Origin of the sequence: Streptomyces turgidiscabies Car8 (assembly GCF_000331005.1) — a bacterium.
Taxonomy (GTDB): domain Bacteria; phylum Actinomycetota; class Actinomycetes; order Streptomycetales; family Streptomycetaceae; genus Streptomyces; species Streptomyces turgidiscabies.
In genome coordinates this window covers 1-19,571 of record NZ_AEJB01000207.1, presented here as the reverse complement: position 1 = coordinate 19,571, position 19,571 = coordinate 1, and the positions used below count along the sequence as shown (strand labels likewise).

At 70.9% G+C, this 19,571-nt stretch carries 16 protein-coding genes and 2 tRNA genes; 16 read left to right on the top strand and 2 right to left on the bottom strand.

The window, feature by feature from the left end:
- Positions 1 to 128 precede the first annotated feature (128 nt).
- The 8 genes from STRTUCAR8_RS53305 (at position 129) to STRTUCAR8_RS13015 (ending at position 5,060) form a co-directional block, all read left to right on the top strand.
- Positions 129 to 293 (top strand): hypothetical protein, encoded by a 165-nt coding sequence (locus STRTUCAR8_RS53305; RefSeq protein WP_006376185.1) that lies wholly within the window; start codon positions 129 to 131, stop codon positions 291 to 293.
- Between the two features lie 66 nt (positions 294 to 359).
- A complete protein-coding gene (nadD, locus tag STRTUCAR8_RS13045) occupies positions 360 to 1,064 on the top strand; it encodes a nicotinate-nucleotide adenylyltransferase (RefSeq protein WP_006376169.1) in 705 nt (234 codons plus the stop codon).
- 16 nt (positions 1,065 to 1,080) lie between these two features.
- Positions 1,081 to 2,829, top strand: coding sequence for an LCP family protein (locus STRTUCAR8_RS13040; RefSeq protein ID WP_006376159.1), 1,749 nt, complete (start codon positions 1,081 to 1,083; stop codon positions 2,827 to 2,829).
- Positions 2,830 to 2,958: 129 nt separating this feature from the next.
- On the top strand, positions 2,959 to 3,402 hold the full coding sequence (gene rsfS / locus STRTUCAR8_RS13035; RefSeq protein WP_006376171.1) for a ribosome silencing factor: 444 nt from the start codon (positions 2,959 to 2,961) through the stop codon (positions 3,400 to 3,402).
- Positions 3,399 to 4,073 carry a histidine phosphatase family protein gene (locus STRTUCAR8_RS13030; protein ID WP_006376186.1) on the top strand — a complete coding sequence of 225 codons (675 nt, stop codon included), beginning with the start codon at positions 3,399 to 3,401 and terminating at the stop codon, positions 4,071 to 4,073. Before rsfS ends, STRTUCAR8_RS13030 begins: the two co-directional genes overlap by 4 nt.
- Before the next feature lie 73 nt (positions 4,074 to 4,146).
- Positions 4,147 to 4,219 (top strand) — tRNA-Ala (locus tag STRTUCAR8_RS13025).
- A gap of 431 nt (positions 4,220 to 4,650) precedes the next feature.
- Positions 4,651 to 4,884: a hypothetical protein gene (locus STRTUCAR8_RS13020; protein ID WP_044472114.1), complete on the top strand. Its 234-nt coding sequence runs from the start codon at positions 4,651 to 4,653 to the stop codon at positions 4,882 to 4,884.
- A 103-nt stretch (positions 4,885 to 4,987) separates the two neighbouring features.
- Positions 4,988 to 5,060: transfer RNA gene (locus tag STRTUCAR8_RS13015), tRNA-Ala, on the top strand.
- 144 nt (positions 5,061 to 5,204) lie between these two features.
- Here STRTUCAR8_RS13015 and STRTUCAR8_RS13010 read toward each other — a convergent pair.
- On the bottom strand, positions 5,205 to 6,824 hold the full coding sequence (locus tag STRTUCAR8_RS13010) for an NADH-quinone oxidoreductase subunit NuoF family protein (RefSeq protein WP_006376184.1): 1,620 nt from the start codon (positions 6,822 to 6,824) through the stop codon (positions 5,205 to 5,207).
- Positions 6,821 to 8,122 carry a ferric reductase-like transmembrane domain-containing protein gene (locus STRTUCAR8_RS13005; RefSeq protein ID WP_006376156.1) on the bottom strand — a complete coding sequence of 434 codons (1,302 nt, stop codon included), beginning with the start codon at positions 8,120 to 8,122 and terminating at the stop codon, positions 6,821 to 6,823. The genes STRTUCAR8_RS13010 and STRTUCAR8_RS13005 overlap by 4 nt, the downstream gene beginning before the upstream one ends.
- A gap of 479 nt (positions 8,123 to 8,601) precedes the next feature.
- Here STRTUCAR8_RS13005 and leuS point away from each other — a divergent pair, with 479 nt between their 5' ends.
- From leuS to holA, 8 genes are all read left to right on the top strand, one after another.
- Complete coding sequence (gene leuS / locus STRTUCAR8_RS13000; RefSeq protein ID WP_006376181.1) at positions 8,602 to 11,481, top strand: leucine--tRNA ligase; 2,880 nt, start codon at positions 8,602 to 8,604, stop codon at positions 11,479 to 11,481.
- Positions 11,482 to 11,596: 115 nt separating this feature from the next.
- On the top strand, positions 11,597 to 12,367 hold the full coding sequence (locus STRTUCAR8_RS12995) for a hypothetical protein (protein WP_006376182.1): 771 nt from the start codon (positions 11,597 to 11,599) through the stop codon (positions 12,365 to 12,367).
- An 81-nt stretch (positions 12,368 to 12,448) separates the two neighbouring features.
- Positions 12,449 to 13,294, top strand: a complete 846-nt coding sequence (locus STRTUCAR8_RS12990; protein WP_006376173.1) for a DegV family protein — start codon at positions 12,449 to 12,451, stop codon at positions 13,292 to 13,294.
- Positions 13,295 to 13,434: 140 nt separating this feature from the next.
- On the top strand, positions 13,435 to 14,565 hold the full coding sequence (locus tag STRTUCAR8_RS48910) for a ComEA family DNA-binding protein (protein ID WP_006376177.1): 1,131 nt from the start codon (positions 13,435 to 13,437) through the stop codon (positions 14,563 to 14,565).
- 152 nt (positions 14,566 to 14,717) lie between these two features.
- Complete coding sequence (locus tag STRTUCAR8_RS12980; RefSeq protein WP_044472112.1) at positions 14,718 to 17,291, top strand: ComEC/Rec2 family competence protein; 2,574 nt, start codon at positions 14,718 to 14,720, stop codon at positions 17,289 to 17,291.
- A 4-nt stretch (positions 17,292 to 17,295) separates the two neighbouring features.
- A complete protein-coding gene (locus tag STRTUCAR8_RS12975; RefSeq protein ID WP_006376160.1) occupies positions 17,296 to 18,138 on the top strand; it encodes an arylamine N-acetyltransferase family protein in 843 nt (280 codons plus the stop codon).
- A 92-nt stretch (positions 18,139 to 18,230) separates the two neighbouring features.
- Complete coding sequence (locus tag STRTUCAR8_RS12970) at positions 18,231 to 18,476, top strand: hypothetical protein (protein WP_006376165.1); 246 nt, start codon at positions 18,231 to 18,233, stop codon at positions 18,474 to 18,476.
- 91 nt (positions 18,477 to 18,567) lie between these two features.
- On the top strand, positions 18,568 to 19,560 hold the full coding sequence (holA, locus tag STRTUCAR8_RS12965) for a DNA polymerase III subunit delta (protein WP_006376166.1): 993 nt from the start codon (positions 18,568 to 18,570) through the stop codon (positions 19,558 to 19,560).
- The last annotated feature ends 11 nt before the right edge of the window (positions 19,561 to 19,571 follow it).

The following is a 19,571-nucleotide window of genomic DNA, read 5'->3' as shown; positions in this document are numbered from 1 at the left end:
GGGCCGGAAGTTCCCCCGCGGGCCCCTCCCCGGACCCGACGGCGGAGTCGGCGTGATCCTCGTCGCAGGGCACGCTTACGATGGGCCGACGTCTTTATCCCGCCCTCACCGGATAGGTCCTGCCGAAGATGAGCTTCCACAGCGCCGCAGCCCAGTTGGTCACCCTCGCAGCCGAGGGCGAGGAGCACGGCGGCAACCACGAGAGTCTCAGCCCCTACGTCACAGGTGGCGGCGCCCTCTTCATCCTGCTGCTCCTGCTGTGGATCACCACCCGCTTCAACCGCGACCGCTGAGCCGGCTCCGGGAGGGTTCGGACACCGCGGCCGGTGCCCTCAGGCCGGGCCGGTAGGGTCTGCCGCATGGGAGAGCAGGACATGCCTACCGGTCCGGCGGACAGCGCCGGCGACCGTCCGGCGCGCGACGCGGAGAGCCGTCCGGGGCTCCGGCGCGTGCTCGGCAACGGTCCGTCGAACCCCGGCAAGCGCCGCCTCGGTGTCATGGGCGGGACATTCGATCCGATCCACCACGGGCACCTCGTGGCGGCCAGCGAGGTCGCCGCGCAGTTCCACCTCGACGAGGTGGTGTTCGTACCGACCGGACAGCCGTGGCAGAAGACCGACCGCAGTGTGTCGCCGGCCGAGGACCGCTATCTGATGACGGTCATCGCGACCGCCGAGAACCCGCAGTTCTCGGTCAGCCGCATCGACCTCGACCGCGGTGGGCCGACGTACACCACGGACACCCTGCGCGACCTGCGCGCGCTCAACCCCGAGACGGACCTGTTCTTCATCACGGGCGCCGACGCGCTCGGCCAGATCCTCACCTGGCGCGACGCCGACGAACTGTTCTCCCTCGCGCACTTCATCGGAGTCACCCGGCCCGGGCACACCCTGACCGACCCGGGACTCCCGGAGGGCGGTGTCTCGCTCGTCGAGGTTCCCGCCCTGGCCATCTCGTCCACAGACTGCCGTGCGAGGGTCGCCAAGGGCGACCCGGTCTGGTATCTGGTTCCGGACGGTGTGGTGCGCTACATCGACAAGCGCGAGCTGTACCGCGGCCAGTGAGCCGAGAGGGGCACCGGTGAACGACCGACACGACTCGGGGTACGACGGCGACCAGCAGTACGAGCTCGCCGGCTACGACGACTACGGCCGGCCTGTGTACCAGCAGGTGCCGCCGGCCCAGCAGCAGTACCAGCAACAGCAGCAGGCACAGCCGAACCCGCAGCCGTACGACCCGTACGCGCAGCAGGCCCCCCACCAGCAGGGGTACGAGGGGTACGGCTACGACCCGTACGCGACCGGGCAGCAGCAGGCCGCCCCCTCGTACGACCCGTACGGCGCCGGGAACCCGGCCACCGGGTACGACCCCTACGGGCAGCCGGTGAACAGCGGGCAGCAGCCCCGGGTCGCCGAACAGGCACCGCCGTCGGTGCCCACGGCCCGGACCGCGCAGGCAGCGCCGGCGGCCTACGTTCCGCAGCAGGGCGGTCCGGTCGAGGGTGACCTTCCCCAGGCCCCGGGGGCCCAGGAGGCCTCGCAGGACCGGGGTGAACGCGACTACAGCACCCAGCAGTTCGCCTTCGTCGAGGAGCCCACCGGTGATTCCGAGGACGTCATCGACTGGCTGGACTTCACCGAGAACCGCAGCGAGCGCCGCGAGGAGGCCAAGCGCCGCGCCCGGGGTCGCGCCATCGCCCTGATCGTCGTACTCGCCCTGGTGGCGGTGGGCGGGGTCGGCTATCTCTGGTACGCGGGGAAGCTGCCGGGGGCATCGTCCGCGGACAGCGGAACCGGCGCGGCCACCACCGCGGGGACCCAGAAACGGGACGTCGTCGTCGTCCACCTGCACAACACCAGCAAGGGCGGCACCTCCACGGTGCTGCTCGTCGACAACGCCACCACCAAGCAGGGCACCACGGTCCTGCTGCCCAACTCCCTCGCCCTGACCGACGACGACGGCTCCACGACCACGCTCGCCAAGTCCGTCGACGACGACGGCTCCTCCGGGACACGCGACGCGCTCGACACCGTCCTCGGCACCGACATCGAGGGCACCTGGCGGCTCGACACCCCCTACCTGCAGAACCTCGTCGAGCTGGTCGGCAACATCGACATCGACACCAACGCCGACGTACCCGACCCGGCCGCCAAGAAGGGCACGGCGCCCCTGGTGAAGAAGGGCGAGGCCCAGACCCTCAGCGGCAAGATGGCCGTCGCCTACGCCACCTACCTGGCCTCCGGCGAGACCCAGGACGCCCAGCTGGAGCGGTTCGGGCAGGTCATGCAGGGAGTACTGCGCAAACTGTCCTCCGACGCCCAGGCCGCGACGGTCACCGTGCAGACGCTGGCGCAGATCCTCGACCCCTCGCTGACCGACAAGGACCTCGGCAGCTTCCTCGCCAGGCTCGCCGACCTCGCCAAGGGCGGCGACTACAAGACGGCGCTGCTGCCGGTCCAGGGCGACGGCACCCTGAGCGCCCAGGCCAGCTCCTCGGTCGTGAAGACCGTGCTCGGCGGCACCGCCAAGAGCCCCGACAAGGACGCCGCGGTCCGGGTCTCCGTCCAGAACGCCACCGGCGACAAGGGCGACACCGAGAAGGCCCGCGTCGTCCTCCTGAACGGCGGCTTCACCTTCCTGGAGGCCGGTACGGCCGACACGGAGCGCGCCACATCCCTGGTCACCTACGGTGACGTGGCCGACAAGGAGAACGCCGTCGAGACCGCCAAGACGCTGGGGCTGCCCACGAGCGCGGTGAAGAAGGGCACGGTCTTCTCGAACGCGGACGTCTCCGTGATCCTCGGCCAGGACTACAAGCCGGCCTCGTGACCGCGCACACCCCGGGCCCCCAACTGGTGCCCGGGGTGTTGTCCCGTAATGACGTGGGGTGGCGTCGGCGGTCCGTGAGACCCTTGGGTAACCCGTACGGGTTCCCGACCGCCGACCGAAAGCCTTGTAGTGACCGCCACTGACCGTTCCATCGAGCTCATCTCCGCCGCCGCGCAGGCGGCTGCCGACAAGCTCGCGCACGACATCATCGCCTACGACGTCAGCGACGTGCTGTCGATCACGGACGCCTTCCTGCTGGCCTCCGCACCCAACGACCGCCAGGTCAAGTCGATCGTCGACGAGATCGAGGAGCGGCTCGGCAAGGAACTCGGCATCAAGCCGGTCCGCCGCGAGGGTGACCGCGAGGCCCGCTGGGTGCTCCTGGACTACGTCGACATCGTCGTCCACGTCCAGCACAGCGAGGAGCGCGTCTTCTACGCCCTGGAGCGGCTCTGGAAGGACTGCCCCGAGCTGGAGCTGCCCGCCGACGCCAAGGCCACCCGCGGCAAGGCCGCCGAGCACGCCAAGCTCCAGGCCGAGGAGGACCCCGCCGACTTCGGAGGCCTGCGGTGACCGCACCCTCGTCCGCCGGGACCGGCCGCAAGCCGGGCCAGGGCCGCCGCCTCATCCTGTGGCGCCACGGTCAGACCTCGTGGAACGTGGAGCGGCGTTTCCAGGGCACGACCGACGTCGAGCTCACCGAGACCGGCATCGGCCAGGCCCGCCGCGCCGCCCGCTTGCTCGCCTCCCTGAAGCCCGACGCGATCGTCGCCTCGGACCTCCGGCGTGCCGCTTACACGGCGCGTGAACTCGCCGAGCTCACCGACCTCACGGTGACGCACGACGAGGGCCTGCGGGAGACGTACGCGGGCGTCTGGCAGGGGCTGACGCACGAGGAGATCATCGGCCGCCACGGTGACGAGTACGCCGCGTGGAAGCGCGGTGAGCCGATCCGCCGAGGCGGCGGTGAACTGGAGACCGAGGTCGCCGACCGAGCCGCCCCCGTGGTACTGCGGCACGCCGAGAAACTCCCCGAGAACGGCACCCTCGTGGTCGTCAGTCACGGTGGCACCATCCGGACCACCATTGGGCGCCTGCTCGGCCTGGAGTCCCGCCATTGGGAGAGCCTCGGCGGTCTCTCCAACTGCTGCTGGTCCGTCCTCGGCGAGGGCGCCCGCGGCTGGCGTCTGCTCGAGCACAACGCCGGCACACTGCCCGAACCCGTGCTCGGCGACGACGACTGACCCGGATTTCACTTTCCGGCAGGCCGCAGGCTAAAGTTCTTCTTGTTCGCCCCGCCGGGCGGGAAGAACAGACGGGGCTATAGCTCAGTTGGTAGAGCGCCTGCATGGCATGCAGGAGGTCAGGAGTTCAATTCTCCTTAGCTCCACAGTAGATGGTCGGTAGATCAAGGTCCCGCCCCCTCCGGGGGGCGGGATTTTTCGTTCGCCCTGTCTGAGTCACTTGGGGGCCCGGAGGCGTATACCTCTCCGGAAGCTCTACATGTGCGCGTTCGCGTCGGCTCCGACGGCATCGGTGGGTGCCGTGTCCGGACTGGTACGAAGGCGTCGCTGACCGTATTGGCCCGGCCGTGGCAGAATCAAACGGCCGGAAGGGGGCGCGGCCCGACGGGAGGGAGTTGCGATGCCTGCGAGCATCCTCAGGGAGGTCGGTCACCTCCCTGAAGCGGCGGTCATACGGGGCAGAAGAACCCGTCTCAGCTGTCCTTCCTGCGGTTCCGGCCATGTCGCCCAGGTGCTCGGTGACAACGGTGGCGTTTCCTACGTGTGCACGGCCTGCGGCCACAGCTGGAGCTGATCGATGGGTGCACACAGGAGGAAATGCGACTGGTGCGGCAGTGGTACGCCCATCGTCCGTGACATGGAGCCGGTGAACCACGACTACCAGTACTGGTGCGAGGAATGCGCGCGGGCGCTGATCATAAAAGGCGACCCGATCGAGACCTACCGTGAGCTGGAGGGCGAGCCGATCTACGGCCGGCTCCTCGAGGAGCACTGCACCCTGAAACGGTTCTACTCGTTCGTCACGGCCTGACCCCCGGCACCCCTGCCGGGGGGCGACGGAAACGATTTGGTGCTGCACCGGGGGACCGGTAATGTTGGCGTCGCCGCCGGGGAAACCCGCTGGTACGCCGCGAGGGGCTATAGCTCAGTTGGTAGAGCGCCTGCATGGCATGCAGGAGGTCAGGAGTTCAATTCTCCTTAGCTCCACACAAGTTGAAGGCGGGTCATCCGAACAGGATGGCCCGCCTTCGTCGTTGTGTCCGGGCGGAGTGCACCCGGGGGCGTACGAGGAACGCGTACGGCGGGCGACTCGATCGATCCGAGTGGCCCGCCGTGGTTGCTTTCGGTGTCTCAGCGACCGCTGCCGAGGGCGCGGCGGCCCCTGCCACCGCGCTGGGAGAGGACCGGCAGACGGTCGGGGGCCGAGGCCCTGGTGTCCTCCTCGAGACGCAGCGCCAGCGCCGGGCAACGGCGCACGGCGCGCAGCGCCTTCGCCTCCGCGTACCGGGGCACCTTCGCCTGCGCGACGGTCGGGAAGCCGTCGGCGCCCAGTTCGAAGACCTCGGGGAGGATGTCGGCGCACAGGCCGTGGCCCCGGCAGAGGGTCCAGTCGACGTAGATCTTCTGCCGGCTGGGGCCGCTCTCCTCCTCCGACTGGCCGCCCGGGATACCCGTGGGTGTCTGACCGCCCTCGAAGAGCGGCAGAACGCCTTCTACGGGCCTTCCGCAGCCGTTTCCGAGGACATGGGCGGCGAGGTCGTCCGTGAACGCCTTGATGGTCGATTCCAGGAACATCGCCGAGCCGTCCGGATGCGAGCACGCGCCGCGCCGCTTCACGGACTTGGCGACCTGCTTGACGGCCTCCAGTGCGGCCGGGCCGCCGCCGTTGAGGATGTCCGCCATGCCGCGCGCGGCGGCGGGCAGACCGAGGTAGCAGGGGCCGCACTGGCCGGCGCTCTCCTCGGCCAGCCACTGGGCCACGCGAAGCGACTCGCCCAGCGGGCAGGTGTCCTGGCTGATCGGCAGGATCGCGCCGGCGCCGAGCGCACCGCCCACCGCGTCCAGGGAGTTGCGCGAGACGATGGCCTCGTTGACGGTCGCAGCGTCGATCCACTTGCCGTGGTAGCCGCCGGTCAGCACACCCTGAGGGACCGGCGGGGCGCCGGCGAGCTGGAGGACGTAGCGCAGCGGGACACCCGTCGGCACCTCGATCACCATGGGGCGGGCGACGGCGCCGGAGACGGTGAGCATGACGGTGCCCGGCTCGTCGTACAGACCGGTGTTGCAGTAGCGCTCGGCCCCGATGCGGGCGGCGATCGCCAGTTGGGCGTACGTCTCGGCGTTGGACAGCAGGGTGGGCGCACCGCCGACGCCGCTCTGTGAGGCGCTGATCTTGCGGCCGGGCGGGATCGCCGGGCCGCCGTCGATCGACCGGATCAGTGAGGCGGCGGCGCCGGTGACCATACGGATGGGATTGCGCTGCACGCGCGCGCGGAGGGCCGAGCGGCGGCCGTTGTTCAGGCCGCGCTCGGCGAGCGCGGCCTCCATGGAACGCTGGGTGGATTCACGTGTCACCCCGATGACGAGGGTGCGGGCGCCCATGGCCTCCGCGCACAGCAGGGCGCCGTCCAGGATCAGGTGCGGGGCACGGTTGACCAGCACCGTGTCCTTGCGGCAGGCGGGCTCGTCCTCGCTCGCGTTGACGACGACGACCGGCCGCACACCGCGGCGGATCGCCGTCTCGGCGACCGACCGCAGCTTCTTGTGGAAGGGGAAACCCGCGCCGCCGCGGCCCTTGAGGGAAATACGTTCGGCGAGCTGTGCGAGCTGCTCGCCGCCCATCGGTTCGAGCGGACCGTGCACCTTGAGGTGCATGGGCAGGTCAAGTCTTTCGACAAGGTCGAAACCCGACGTGAGCTGGGGAAGCCCGACCACGCGGACTTCGGGTACGTCGGGCAGAGCCTCGTTCACTTAAAGCCTCCGGAAGGCGCGTTCCAAGGTTCGCCCGAACCCGGTGCGTCGAAGTCATAGCCAGCACCGGGGTTTGCATCAGTGGCGGGACCGCTGTTGTACGTGTCGTTCGCGTTGTACGTGCCATAGGCGGCATTCGACTCACCGGTGTTGTACATATCACTGGTGCCGTACGGGGCCGTGCCCTGATTGCCATAGGTCGGGATGTTGTATCCGGTGTCGGCCATGGGGTCGTACGCCGATACGGGAGCCTCGCCGACCGGCGGCGGGGAGGGGATCGGCCAGCTGCCCGACGTGCTGCCGTCCATGCGCGGCATCGCCTCGGTTGCCTGGATGTCCATGCGCGCGGTCTGGTCCATGTTGTACGGGTCCTGCGCGCGCGGGGGCGTCACGGCGCGGTAGGCGGCCGCGAAGCCGTCGTTCGCGGGTTCGGGGGTCATGGTGCGGCTGGCCGGAGCGTCGTAGAGCGGCGACGTGCCGGGCGCGCTGCGCTGCGGGGGCACTCCGGAGTCCCCGCGCGCGGGCCTGCCCGCGGACTGGTTCTCGTAGCCCGGCAGGCTGGACTCCCCGAGGCGCGCCCGGCTCGCGTCCAGGCCCTCGCGGCCCGGTCGCTCCTGGGAGCCCAGGATCGCCATGATCTGGGCGGCCACCCTGCGCTTGAACGGGCGGGGCGCCGAGCGCAGGGCCAGGGCCGCGATGACCGCGAGCAGGCACAGGCCGTACAGGATCGTGAAGATCGGCTTCGCCTGGCGTCCCGCGTACAGCCCGTGGACCAGCGCGAAGCACCAGGCCGGGTAGGCCAGCATGTGCATCGCGCGCCAGCGTGCCGCGACCGGCGCCGGGGAGGCGAACCGGCTGCGCAGGGCGCCGGTGACGGCCGTGAAGATCATGAGCAGGCCGGCCATGGAGCCCATGCCGATGAGGCCTGAGGTGCCGGTGACGCCCAGGCTGAAGGGGATCAGCGCGGCGATCAGCGTGACGTGGTCGAGTGCCAGCTTGACCGAGACGTGCAGCAGCAGGAAGGCGACCGAGGAGACGGCGGTCGTCCGGTGCACGGCCTGCGCGATCAGCCGCTGACGGGTGTTCAGGAAGACCCGGTCGGTCGCGACCAGGCCCCAGATCACCGAACAGGAGAGGGCGACCAGTGACAGGACGCCGGCACCGAAGTTCAGGAAGTCCTGGACCGAGTCACCGCCGACCAGCACGATCACCGGTATGAGCAGCAGCATGGCAGCCGTCGCCATCCCGGAGGCCGAACGGCCGGTACCGGGAAGCGAACTGTTACTACGAGGGTTCATGGGGGCAACTCCGAGCGGTTCGGGAAGGCGGTCCCGCGTCGAACTCTAAGTCGAGACATACCGAGGAGTACGAGGTTTGAGTTATTGCGCTGTTACCAAAGGGCTGCGAGGCCGTTGTGATGTCCCATAGAGGTTGTTACGCGAAGTAATTTTTGAACCTGGTTCAGGTTTTGCTGTGTGGCGATTCACGTTTCCCGCCGAGGCCCGCGGGTGAGGTGTGGGGGTCCTGTGGGGACTTTCGGGACTCTTTCCGGGTGTGGCACCCGGTGCCACGCACCCGGGTAACTCCGTCGCGGCACGCTCGACGGCTGCGGTACCCTGACGCCATGCGTGCTGTACGCCTTCTGCTTAGTGAGCCGCGCTGATCAGTCCCGACCGCTGACGAATCGTGGTCGGCATCGGCGCGGCGTCCCCTCCTGTGCGAGGGGATTTTTCATTTCCAGCCGCTGGCAGAGACGATCGATGGAGCTTTGAGGACCATGAGCGAGACGAACCCCGCTGCCGCCGAGGTCGCAGCGCCGCACCGCTACACGGCTGCCATGGCAGCTGACATCGAGGCACGCTGGCAGGACTTCTGGGACGCCGAGGGCACGTACTCCGCCCCGAACCCGAGCGGCGATCTGGCGGGCGACCCGGAGCTGGCCGCCAGGCCCAAGAAGTTCATCATGGACATGTTCCCGTACCCCTCCGGGGCGGGTCTGCACGTCGGCCATCCGCTGGGCTACATCGCGACCGACGTGTACGCCCGTTTCCAGCGCATGACCGGCCACAACGTCCTGCACACCCTGGGCTTCGACGCCTTCGGCCTGCCCGCCGAGCAGTACGCCGTGCAGACCGGCACGCACCCCCGGGTGTCCACCGAGGCCAACATCGAGAACATGAAGGTCCAGCTGCGCCGGCTGGGTCTGGGCCACGACAAGCGCCGGTCCTTCGCCACGATCGACCCGGACTACTACAAGTGGACCCAGTGGATCTTCCTGCAGATCTTCAACTCCTGGTACGACGAGGAGGCGGACAGGGCCCGCCCGATCGCCGAGCTGATCGCCCGGTTCGAGAGCGGCGAGCGCGCCGTACCGGGTGACCACGCGCGCGCGTGGAACGAGCTGACGGCCATCGAGCGCGCCGACGTCCTGAGCGAGTACCGCCTGGCGTACGCCTCCGAGGCGCCCGTCAACTGGTGTCCGGGACTGGGCACCGTACTGGCGAACGAGGAGGTCACCGCCGACGGCCGTTCCGAGCGCGGCAACTTCCCCGTCTTCAAGGCCAAGCTGCGCCAGTGGAACATGCGCATCACCGCCTACGCCGACCGGCTGCTGAACGACCTGGACGCGCTGGACTGGCCCGAGGCCATCAAGCTGCAGCAGCGCAACTGGATCGGCCGCTCCGAGGGCGCCCGTGTCGACTTCGCCGCGGGCGGCGAGGCCATCACGGTCTTCACCACCCGCCCCGACACCCTGTTCGGCGCCAGCTACATGGTCCTGGCGCCCGAGCACCCGCTGGTCGAGAAGCTGGTCCCGGCCGCCTGGCCCGAGGGCACCCACGACGTCTGGACGGGCGGCCACGCCACGCCCACCGAGGCCGTCGCCGCGTACCGCGCCCAGGCCGCCTCGAAGTCGGACGTCGAGCGCCAGGCCGAGGCCAAGGACAAGACCGGTGTCTTCATCGGCACGTACGCGACCAACCCGGTCAACGGTGAGAAGGTCCCCGTCTTCATCGCCGACTACGTCCTGATGGGGTACGGCACCGGCGCGATCATGGCCGTGCCGGCGGGTGACCAGCGCGACTTCGAGTTCGCACGCGCCTTCGAGCTGCCGATCCCCTGCATCGTCGAGCCGACCGACGGACGTGGCACCGACACCTCGACGTGGGACAACGCCTTCGGGGCGTACGACGCGAAGATCATCAACTCGGCCAACGACGACATCTCGCTGGACGGGCTGGCCGTCGCCGACGCCAAGGCACGCATCACCGAGTGGCTGGAAGGCAAGGGCATCGGCCGCGGGACCGTCAACTTCCGGCTGCGCGACTGGCTGTTCAGCCGCCAGCGCTACTGGGGCGAGCCCTTCCCCATCGTCTACGACGAGGACGGCGTCGCCCACTCGCTGCCCGAGTCGATGCTGCCCCTGGAGCTGCCCGAGGTCGAGGACTACTCGCCGCGCACCTTCGACGCGGACGACGCGGACACCTCCCCGGAGACCCCGCTGTCCCGCAACGCGGACTGGGTCAACGTCACCCTGGACCTGGGTGACGGGCGCGGCCCGCAGAAGTACCGCCGCGAGACCAACACCATGCCCAACTGGGCCGGTTCCTGCTGGTACGAGCTGCGCTACCTGGACCCGCACAACGACCGGAAACTGGTCGACCCTGCCATCGAGCAGTACTGGATGGGCCCCCGGGAGGGCCAGCCGCACGGCGGCGTCGACCTGTACGTCGGCGGCGCCGAGCACGCCGTGCTGCACCTGCTGTACGCGCGCTTCTGGTCCAAGGTCCTGTTCGACCTGGGGCACGTCTCCTCGGTAGAGCCGTTCCACCGGCTGTTCAACCAGGGCATGATCCAGGCCTTCGTGTACCGCGACAGCCGCGGCATCGCCGTCCCGGCCGCCGAGGTGGAGGAGCGCGACGGCGCCTTCTTCCACAACGGCGAGAAGGTCTCCCGGCTGCTGGGCAAGATGGGCAAGTCCCTGAAGAACGCGGTCACTCCGGACGAGGTCAGCGCCGAGTACGGGGCGGACACGCTGCGCCTGTACGAGATGGCGATGGGTCCCCTGGACGTGTCGCGGCCGTGGGACACGCGCGCGGTGGTCGGCCAGTACCGGCTGCTGCAGCGGCTGTGGCGCAACGTCGTCGACGAGGAGAGCGGCGAGGTCACCGTCGTCGACACCGAGGCCGACGAGCCGACCCTGCGTGCCCTGCACAAGGCGATCGACGGCGTCCGCCAGGACCTGGAGGGCCTGCGGTTCAACACCGCCATCGCCAAGGTCACCGAGCTGAACAACCACCTGACCAAGGTGGGCGGTCCGGTCGCGCGCCCCGTCGCCGAGGCCCTGGTACTGCTGGTCGCGCCGCTGGCCCCGCACATCGCCGAGGAGCTGTGGCGCAGGCTGGGCCACCACGACTCGGTCGTCCACCAGGACTTCCCGGTCGCGGACCCCGCGTACGTCGTGGACGAGAGCGTGACCTGCGTCGTGCAGATCAAGGGCAAGGTCAGGGCCCGCCTGGAGGTCTCGCCCTCGATCTCCGACGACGAGCTGGAGAAGGTGGCTCTGGGTGACGACAAGGTCGTGGAGGCGCTGGCCGGAGCGGGTATCCGCAAGGTGATCGTGCGGGCGCCGAAGCTGGTCAACATCGTCACGGCGTAGATCCGGGTAGTCCCCTACGGGCAGGTTCGGGGTTCTTTTGGAACTCCGGGCCTGCCCTTTGCGTTTACCGTTGAAGAGCGGCTCGAAGGCCGTGACCGGTAGGAGGAGGAGCGTCGTGGAAGCCGCTGTCGCAGTTGTCGCCCTGCTCTTCCTGCTGTTCGTGGTGCTGGGCGTGTACGCGACCGTGAAGGTGGTCGGCGCGGCCAAGAGAGGCGTGGACCGGACGATCTCGCAGGCCCGCCGCACGGTCGAGGACACCACGCTGCGCGCCAAGACCTACGCCCAGCCCGGCCCGGCCGGCGAGCTGGCCCAGCTCCGGCTCAAGCTGCGCACGTCGATGCGGGCCACGCAGGACGCGCTGCACGCGGGCGTCGGCGAGGACGAGTCCCTCAAGGAGTCCCTCGGCCTCTTCGAGCGGCTCAGCTCGCACGGCCACGAGCTGGACGCGGAACTCAAGAGGCTGGAGTCCGAGCCCGACCGGGCGACGCTCGTCGCACGACTGCCCGCCCTGCGCGAGCGCACCGACCAGATCACGGAGGCGGCCGACTCGCTGCGCTGGGCGGCCCGGGACCGGGCGACGCGTTTCGCTGACGACGACCTGGACTCCCTGAGGACCCAGATTGACGTCGAGGCGGGCGCTCTGAGGCACTGGACGACCGCGGAGCCCGCTCCTGCCGCGACCCCCACGCAGACTCCCACCGCTGCCTCCGCTCCGCCGCCGTGGCCCGACGCCCCGGCTCCCGACGGCGCGACGGCGCAGCAGACCTGGCCGGACAACCCGGACGCGCGCCGGGCCGCCGAATCGACCCGGCCGGCGATCACCCCGCCGGTCCAGCAGCCCGTGTACCCCTGGCAGAAGAAACCCCGTCCCGAGAGCACGACTTGATCCTGCGGCACGACTCCGGTCCCGCCGCAGGTGAAAGGGGCGGGCTGCCGCCCACCACCTACGGCAGGTAACCTCCAGATCATGTCCCGCCATGTCGCGATCGTCACCGATTCAACGGCCTACCTGCCGCCGCGGACGATGGAGCGCCACGGCATCATCGCGGTGCCGCTGACCGTGGTCCTCGGTGATCAGGCCCTCGAAGAGGGCACCGAGATCTCGGCCCGTTCCCTGGCCCAGGCACTCCAGAAACGCCGGCCCGTCACCACCTCCCGACCCAGCCCGCAGCTCTTCGCGGAGACCTACCGCAAGCTCGCCGAGTCCGGCGCCACCGGCATCGTCTCGCTGCACCTCTCCGCCGAGTTCTCGGGCACGTACGACGCCGCGGTGCTGGCGGCCCGTGAGGCGCCGGTGCCCGTGCGGGTCGTGGACACCGGCGTGGTCGCGATGGCCCTCGGGTTCTGCGCACTTTCGGCGGCCGAGGTGGCGGAAGCGGGCGGCACGGTGGACGAGGCCGTCACCGCCGCGGAGAAGCGGGCCGCCGGTACGTCCGCGTACTTCTACGTCGACACGCTCGACTATCTGCGCCGCGGCGGTCGGATAGGCGCCGCGCAGGCCCTCCTCGGCTCCGCCCTCGCCGTGAAGCCGCTGCTGCAGCTGGACGGGGGCCGCATCGAGCTGCGGGAGAAGGTACGGACGGCGTCCAAGGCCATCGCTCGCCTTGAGGAGATCGTCGCCGACCAGGCGGGCGGCGCGCAGGTCGACATCGCCGTTCACCATCTGGCCGCCCCCGACCGGGCGGCGGCCCTCGCGGACCGTTTGCGGGCGCGGGTACCGGGGCTGGCCGAGTTGCACGTGAGCGAGGTCGGGGCGGTGATCGGGGCGCATACGGGGCCCGGGTTGCTGGGAGTGGTCGTCTCGCCTCGGTAAGGGGTGCGGCAGGCTCTGATGACGGGGTTCTGCCTGTGCGCGGCACTCGTGTGGGTGACGGAGTTATCCACAACCGGCGGGTTTTCCACCGGAATTGAGCAAGATCATCGCGAGCCGGAGGATTCTTCCATCCTCGGCGCATGGCACTTCGATCACGTTCACACGCAACCACTCCGACCAGTGGCCCGGGCCGCGGCTCGATGTCCGACGGCCGCGTCCGGCACGGCCGTCGACGTCCGCACGGCCGGGCCCGGCAGCGACAGGCGTCGGCCGACGAGATCCGCCGCCGGGCGGAGGTGCTTTTCGGCGAACAGGCGCTGCGACGAAGGGAGTCGGGGAACGGACCGCCGGGTGATGAGCGGGAAGCGGGGGCGGGGGACCACGGGGAGGGGGCACAGGGTGTCCCTCCTGGAGGTGCGGGCGTCGGCTGGGACACGGCTCGTGCGGCGAAAGCGGCTGAAGCCGCGGAAACCGCGGAAATTCCGGTGGCGGTGGGCAATGGTGCCGGTGCCGGGGCCCGTGCTGTGGGCGGTCCCGCTGTCGGCGCTTGGCAGGAGCGGGCCGGGCTCGCGATGCGGGAGCGGATGCCTGTCTGGCTGCAGGTGCGGTGCGGTCTGGAGCGGCGGAGCGTGGTGGCGCTCACGGTGGTGCTGATCGCTGCCGCGGTGCTCGCCACGCAGCACTTCTGGACGGGGCGTGCCCAGTCGGTTCGGGCGCCGGAGGTGGTGCGGGCGGCGGCGCCGGTGGGGGCGGCGCGGGCGGGCGGTACGGCCATTGCCCGGGGTGTCACGGGAGCGCCCGGGGCCCAGATCGTGGTGGACGTCAGCGGCAAGGTGCGCGAGCCGGGCGTGCATCGGCTGCCGGCCGGGTCCAGGGTCACCGACGCCCTGCGAGCCGCAGGTGGGGTGAGTCCAGGTACGAAGACCGACGGGCTCAACCGGGCGCGGTTTCTCGTGGACGGCGAACAGGTGGTGGTCGGCGGGGCTGTGCCCGTACCGGGTGCGGTCATGGGCGGCTCGGGTGGCCCGGGCGGTGGGGGAGCGGGCGGCTCCATGGGCGGGGCGGGGGCCGGTCCGACGGCGCCTGTCTCGTTGAACACGGCCACCGTGGATCAGCTCGACACCTTGCCCGGGGTCGGTCCCGTGCTGGCCCAGCACATCATCGACTACCGCACCCAGCACGGCGGATACCGGTCGGTGGACGAACTGCGCGACGTCAACGGCATCGGTGACCGCCGCTTCGCCGACCTGCGAAATCTCGTGCAGCCATGAACCGGGTGCCACCTGCCTCGAACCGGGTACCGCCTGTCCCGGAGTCCGAAGGGCCGCCCAGTCGTGTGGTTGCCGGGGCCGCGCACGAGGAGCCCCGCACACACGATGACCAGGGCGCCCCCGCTCAGCGGGCGCCCCGCGCACGCAGGTCCGTGCACGCGGACTCGGGGAAACGCCTGGGGGCAGCCAATCCCCGGCAGGAAGGGCCGACGGATCTGCGGTTGGTGCCGCCCGCACTGGCGGCCTGGGCAACGGCCGCACTGGCGCTGGACGTCCCGCCCGGCTGGGCCACCGGCGGCGCGGTCGTCTGTTCGGTCGTGGCGGGTCTGCTCCTGCTGGCCCGACGTACTTCCGGTGATCCCGGTCCCGCCTCGTCCGGACAGCCCTGGCGGGGAAGCTGGTCGCGGGTTTCCGTGGCCGCCGTGCTGCTCTGTGTCGCCGCCGCCGCGGTCTCCGCCGGGCTGCACGGAGCCGATCTGCGGCGGGGGCCGGTGCCGGGACTGGCGCGGCAGTATGCCGGTGTGACGGCCGAGTTGGAGGTCACCTCGGATCCGCGACTCACCCGGCCCCGTGTCCAGGGCGCCCATGCCCTGCCGACCGCCGTACTGATCGAGGCCGATGTCCGGCGCGTCGAGAAGGCGGACGGGAGTGTGGTGGCGACGCGGACGCCGGTGCTGGTGACCGTCGACATGGGCGTGAAGCCGAGGAAGACGGGACCGTTCCACCGGGCGGTGAAAGCGGCGAAAGCGGCGGGGGCGCGGAACGCGGCCAAGGCGGTGGACGGGCCGGAGAGTTCGCCCTGGCTCGGGCTGTTGCCGTCCACACGGCTGCGGGTGACCGGGCGGCTCGTGCCCGCGTTGACGGGAGGCGACCGGGTCGCGGCCGTGCTGCGGGTACGGGACAGGGCTGCGCCGGAGGTGGTGGGGCAGCCGTCGGCGGCGCAGCGGTTCGCGGGGCGACTGCGCGCCGGGCTGCGGGACGCCACCGAGGACCTGCCGGCGGACGCGCGGGCGCTGCTGCCCGGGCTGGTCGTCGGAGACACCTCCCGCGTCACACCCGAGCTGGACGAGGCGTTCAAGGAGACCGACCTCACGCACCTCATGGCTGTCAGCGGGGCGAACTTCACGATTCTGCTTGCCCTGCTCATCGGCCCGCCCGCCCTCGCCCAGCAGGTCGAACGGCGGGGCCTCGCACCTCGCCTGGGTCTGTCCCTCCGGGCGACCGCGCTGCTCGGTGACGCGCTCACCCTGGGATTCGTCGTCGTGTGCCGACCCGACCCGAGTGTGTTGCGGGCCGCGGCCTGCGGATCCGTCGCGCTGCTCGCCCTCGCGACCGGGCGCCGCCGGTCACTGATCCCGGCGCTGGCGACAGCGGTTCTGCTCCTGGTGCTGTACGACCCCTGGCTGGCGCGGAGTTACGGCTTCCTGCTCTCCGTTCTGGCCACCGGCGCGCTCCTCACCCTCGCGCCCCGCTGGAGCCCGGCGTTACGCAGGCGCGGGGTGCCGCCACGGCTGGCGGAGGCGCTGGCCGCGGCCGGTGCGGCGCAGGCCGTGTGCGCGCCGGTCGTGGCCGTGCTGTCGGCAAGGGTGAGCCTGGTGGCGGTGCCGTGCAACCTGCTCGCGGAGTTCGCCGTCGCCCCGGCCACCGTGCTGGGCTTCGCGGCACTGGCCACGGCGCAGGTGACGATGCCGGTGGCCAGGATGCTGGCCTGGGGAGCGAGTTGGCCCGCGGGGTGGATCGTGGACATCGCCCGTACGGGAGCGGCGCTGCCCGGCGGGGGAGTGGACTGGCCGGGCAACTGGACGGGCGCGCTGCTGCTGGGGCTGTGCATGGTGCTCGTGGTGTTCGCCGGCGCGCGACTGCTGAGGCATCCATGGTGGTGCGCGGCCTGCGGGGTGCTGTTGCTCCTGGTCGTGGTGCGGCCGGCGCCGCTGACCAGGGTGGTCACGGGGTGGCCGCCGCCGGGGTGGCGGTTCGTCATGTGCGACGTGGGACAGGGGGACGCGACCGTGCTCGCCGCCGGGGAAGGCACCGGTGTGGTCGTGGACGCCGGACCCGACCCGGTACTGGTCGACCACTGCCTGCGCGAACTCGGCATCACGAAGGTCCCCCTCGTGATCCTCACCCACTTCCACGCGGACCACGTCGCGGGGCTGCCCGGCGTGCTGCGCGGGCGTTCGGTGGGCGCGATCGAGACCACAGGGTTCGAAGAGCCCGAGGACCAGGCCGAGTTCGTGCTCAGGGAGGCGGCGGCCCGGCGTGTCCCGGTGACGCGTGCCGTCGCCGGTGAGCGGCGGCGGACGGGTGACCTCGACTGGGAGGTGCTGTGGCCGAGACCGGCGCCGGCCCCTGAACCGGAGGGCGCCAACGACGCAAGTGTCACGTTGCTCGTACGGTCGGCCGGACTGCGCCTGCTGCTCCTCGGCGACCTCGAACCGCCGGCTCAGCGCGCGCTGTTGAGTTCGCCGGCCGCCGCTCAGGTGGGTGCCGTGGACGTTCTCAAGGTCGCCCATCACGGGTCTGCCTATCAGGACCCGGATCTCATACGGGTGGCTGCTCCGCGGCTGGCGCTCATCTCGTGCGGTGCGGACAACACGTACGGCCATCCGGCTCCCAGTACGGTGGCGGCGCTCAGGGACGGGGGTGCTGTGGTGCTGCGGACGGACGAGGACGGGGCCCTGGCGGTCGTCGGGGCGGGCAGGAAGTTGCGGGTGGCGAGAAACTGAGGCCATGAATCCCGCACAGGCTGATGCCTACCTCCGCCGGATGGGCGCCGAGCGTCCCGCGTCGCCCACCTCCGCCGTGTTGCGCGAGCTGCAACTGCGGCACCTGGTGGCGGTGCCCTTCGAGAACCTCTCGATCCATCTGGGAGAGGACATCGTGCTGGACGAGGACCGGCTGTTCGACAAGGTGGTGAACGCGCGTCGGGGCGGGTTCTGCTACGAACTCAACGGTGTCTTCGCAGGGTTGCTCACGGCACTGGGCTTCGACGTCACACTGCTCGCGGCGCGGGTGTACGGCGACGAGGGCCGGCTAGGTATCCCCTACGACCATCTCGCGCTGCGGGTACGGACGGGGGACGGCGGCGACTGGCTGGTCGACGTGGGCTTCGGGGCGCACAGCCACCGGCCAATGGCGATCGGGCAGCCGCAGGAGGAGCAGGAGGATCCGGGCGGCACGTTCCGGGTCGGCGAGGCGGGGCCGGACGCGGCGGGAGCACGAGGGGGCGGGGCGGACGCGGGCCCGGGTGACCTGGACGTGGTCCGGGACGGCGAGCGCCGGTACCGGCTGGAGCTGCGGCCCCGGGTGCTCGGGGACTTCGTCGCCGGGGCCTGGTGGCACAGCACCTCGCCGGAGTCGCACTTCACGCGGTCCCTGGTCTGTTCGCGGGTCACGGAGGACGGAGGGAGGATCACGCTCAGCGGCCGGAGTCTCACGGTGACGGCGCCGGGCGGAGAGCGGGAGGTGCGAGAGCTGGAGGCGGACAGCGAGGTGCTCTCCGTGTACCGGGAGCGGTTCGGGATCGAGGTGTCGGGCGTGCCGACGGTACGGGGAACCGGTGGGGGCGGCTGAGGGCACCGGGGCAGCTGGGTGCCGGGTGCCTGGTGGCGGCCGGGAGTGACCGGGGCGAGGGGATCGGGTCTCGGGTGGCGGAAAATGTCTCCGTGAACGATGTGAGACATGTGCTGGTGCTGCCCGACCGTGATGCTGCCGAGGACGTGGTGGAGGCGCTGCGTGACCGGTTCGGTATCGGTGAGGAGCCGCAGCTCGTACGGGATGCCCTGGCCGGTGAGGACGACGCCGAGGACGCGCAGTGGCTCGTGGTGCTGCGGGACGAGGCGGGGCGGCTGGATCCGAAGGAACTGGACGAGTTCGTGGGGGAGTGGGAAGGGTGGCGGGAGGAGCCGTAGCCGACGAGTGAGCCGGCGGGAGGGCGGGCCTGCGGGAGGGCGGGGCTGGTGGCGGGCCGTGTTGTCAGTGGCTCGTGGGATGCTTTCCGGGATGGCCAAGAAGACCGCACATGACGACCCTCTCGCCCCCGTCACGCTTGCCGTGGGCCAGGAGGACCTCCTGCTCGACCGTGCCGTGCAGGAGGTGGTGGCCGCCGCTCGGGCCGCCGACGCCGACACGGACGTACGAGACCTGTCCTCGGACCAGTTGCAGCCGGGCACGCTGGCCGAGCTGACGAGCCCGTCGCTCTTCTCGGAGCGCAAGGTCGTGGTCGTACGCAACGCGCAGGATCTCTCGGCCGACACGGTCAAGGATGTGAAGGCGTACTTCGGGGCGCCAGCGGAGGAGATCACCCTCGTGCTGCTGCACGCGGGGGGAGCCAAGGGCAAGGCGCTGCTCGACGCGGCGCGCAAGGTGGGGGCGCGGGAGGTGCCGTGTCCCAAGATGACGAAGCCGGCGGATCGGCTGGCGTTCGTGCGGTCGGAGTTCCGGGTGACGGGGAGATCGGCCACGCCGGAGGCGTGCCAGGCGCTCGTCGACTCGATCGGCAGTGATCTGCGGGAGCTGGCGTCCGCGGTGACTCAGCTCGTCGCGGATGTCGAGGGGACGATCGACGGGGCGGTCGTCGGGCGGTACTACACGGGGCGGGCGGAGGCGTCGAGTTTCGAGGTCGCCGACCGGGCTGTCGAGGGGCGGGCGGCGGAGGCGCTGGAGGCGTTGCGGTGGTCGTTGTCCACCGGGGTGGCGCCGGTGCTGATCACCAGCGCGTTGGCGCAGGGGGTGCGGGCGATCGGGAAGCTGTCCTCCGCGCGGGGGGGTGGTCGGCCGGCGGATCTCGCGCGGGAGCTGGGGATGCCGCCGTGGAAGATCGATCGGGTGCGGCAGCAGATGCGGGGGTGGACTCCGGACGGGGTCGCTGAGGCGTTGCGGGCGGTGGCTGAGGCTGACGCGGGGGTGAAGGGGGGCGGGGATGATCCCGAGTACGCGTTGGAGAAGGCGGTTGTGGTGATTGCTCGGGCGGCTCGGTCTCGGGGGCGCGGGTAGGAGGCGTGGGG

Bases quoted from the DNA above. Each gene is read 5' to 3' on its own strand.
- STRTUCAR8_RS53305 (WP_006376185.1), top strand. From the start codon at position 129: ATGAGCTTCCACAGCGCCGCAGCCCAGTTGGTCACCCTCGCAGCCGAG.
- nadD (WP_006376169.1), top strand. From the start codon at position 360: ATGGGAGAGCAGGACATGCCTACCGGTCCGGCGGACAGCGCCGGCGAC.
- STRTUCAR8_RS13020 (WP_044472114.1), top strand. From the start codon at position 4,651: ATGGGTGCACACAGGAGGAAATGCGACTGGTGCGGCAGTGGTACGCCC.
- STRTUCAR8_RS13005 (WP_006376156.1), bottom strand. From the start codon at position 8,122: ATGAACCCTCGTAGTAACAGTTCGCTTCCCGGTACCGGCCGTTCGGCC.
- leuS (WP_006376181.1), top strand. From the start codon at position 8,602: ATGAGCGAGACGAACCCCGCTGCCGCCGAGGTCGCAGCGCCGCACCGC.
- STRTUCAR8_RS12990 (WP_006376173.1), top strand. From the start codon at position 12,449: ATGTCCCGCCATGTCGCGATCGTCACCGATTCAACGGCCTACCTGCCG.
- STRTUCAR8_RS48910 (WP_006376177.1), top strand. From the start codon at position 13,435: ATGGCACTTCGATCACGTTCACACGCAACCACTCCGACCAGTGGCCCG.
- STRTUCAR8_RS12975 (WP_006376160.1), top strand. From the start codon at position 17,296: ATGAATCCCGCACAGGCTGATGCCTACCTCCGCCGGATGGGCGCCGAG.
- holA (WP_006376166.1), top strand. From the start codon at position 18,568: ATGGCCAAGAAGACCGCACATGACGACCCTCTCGCCCCCGTCACGCTT.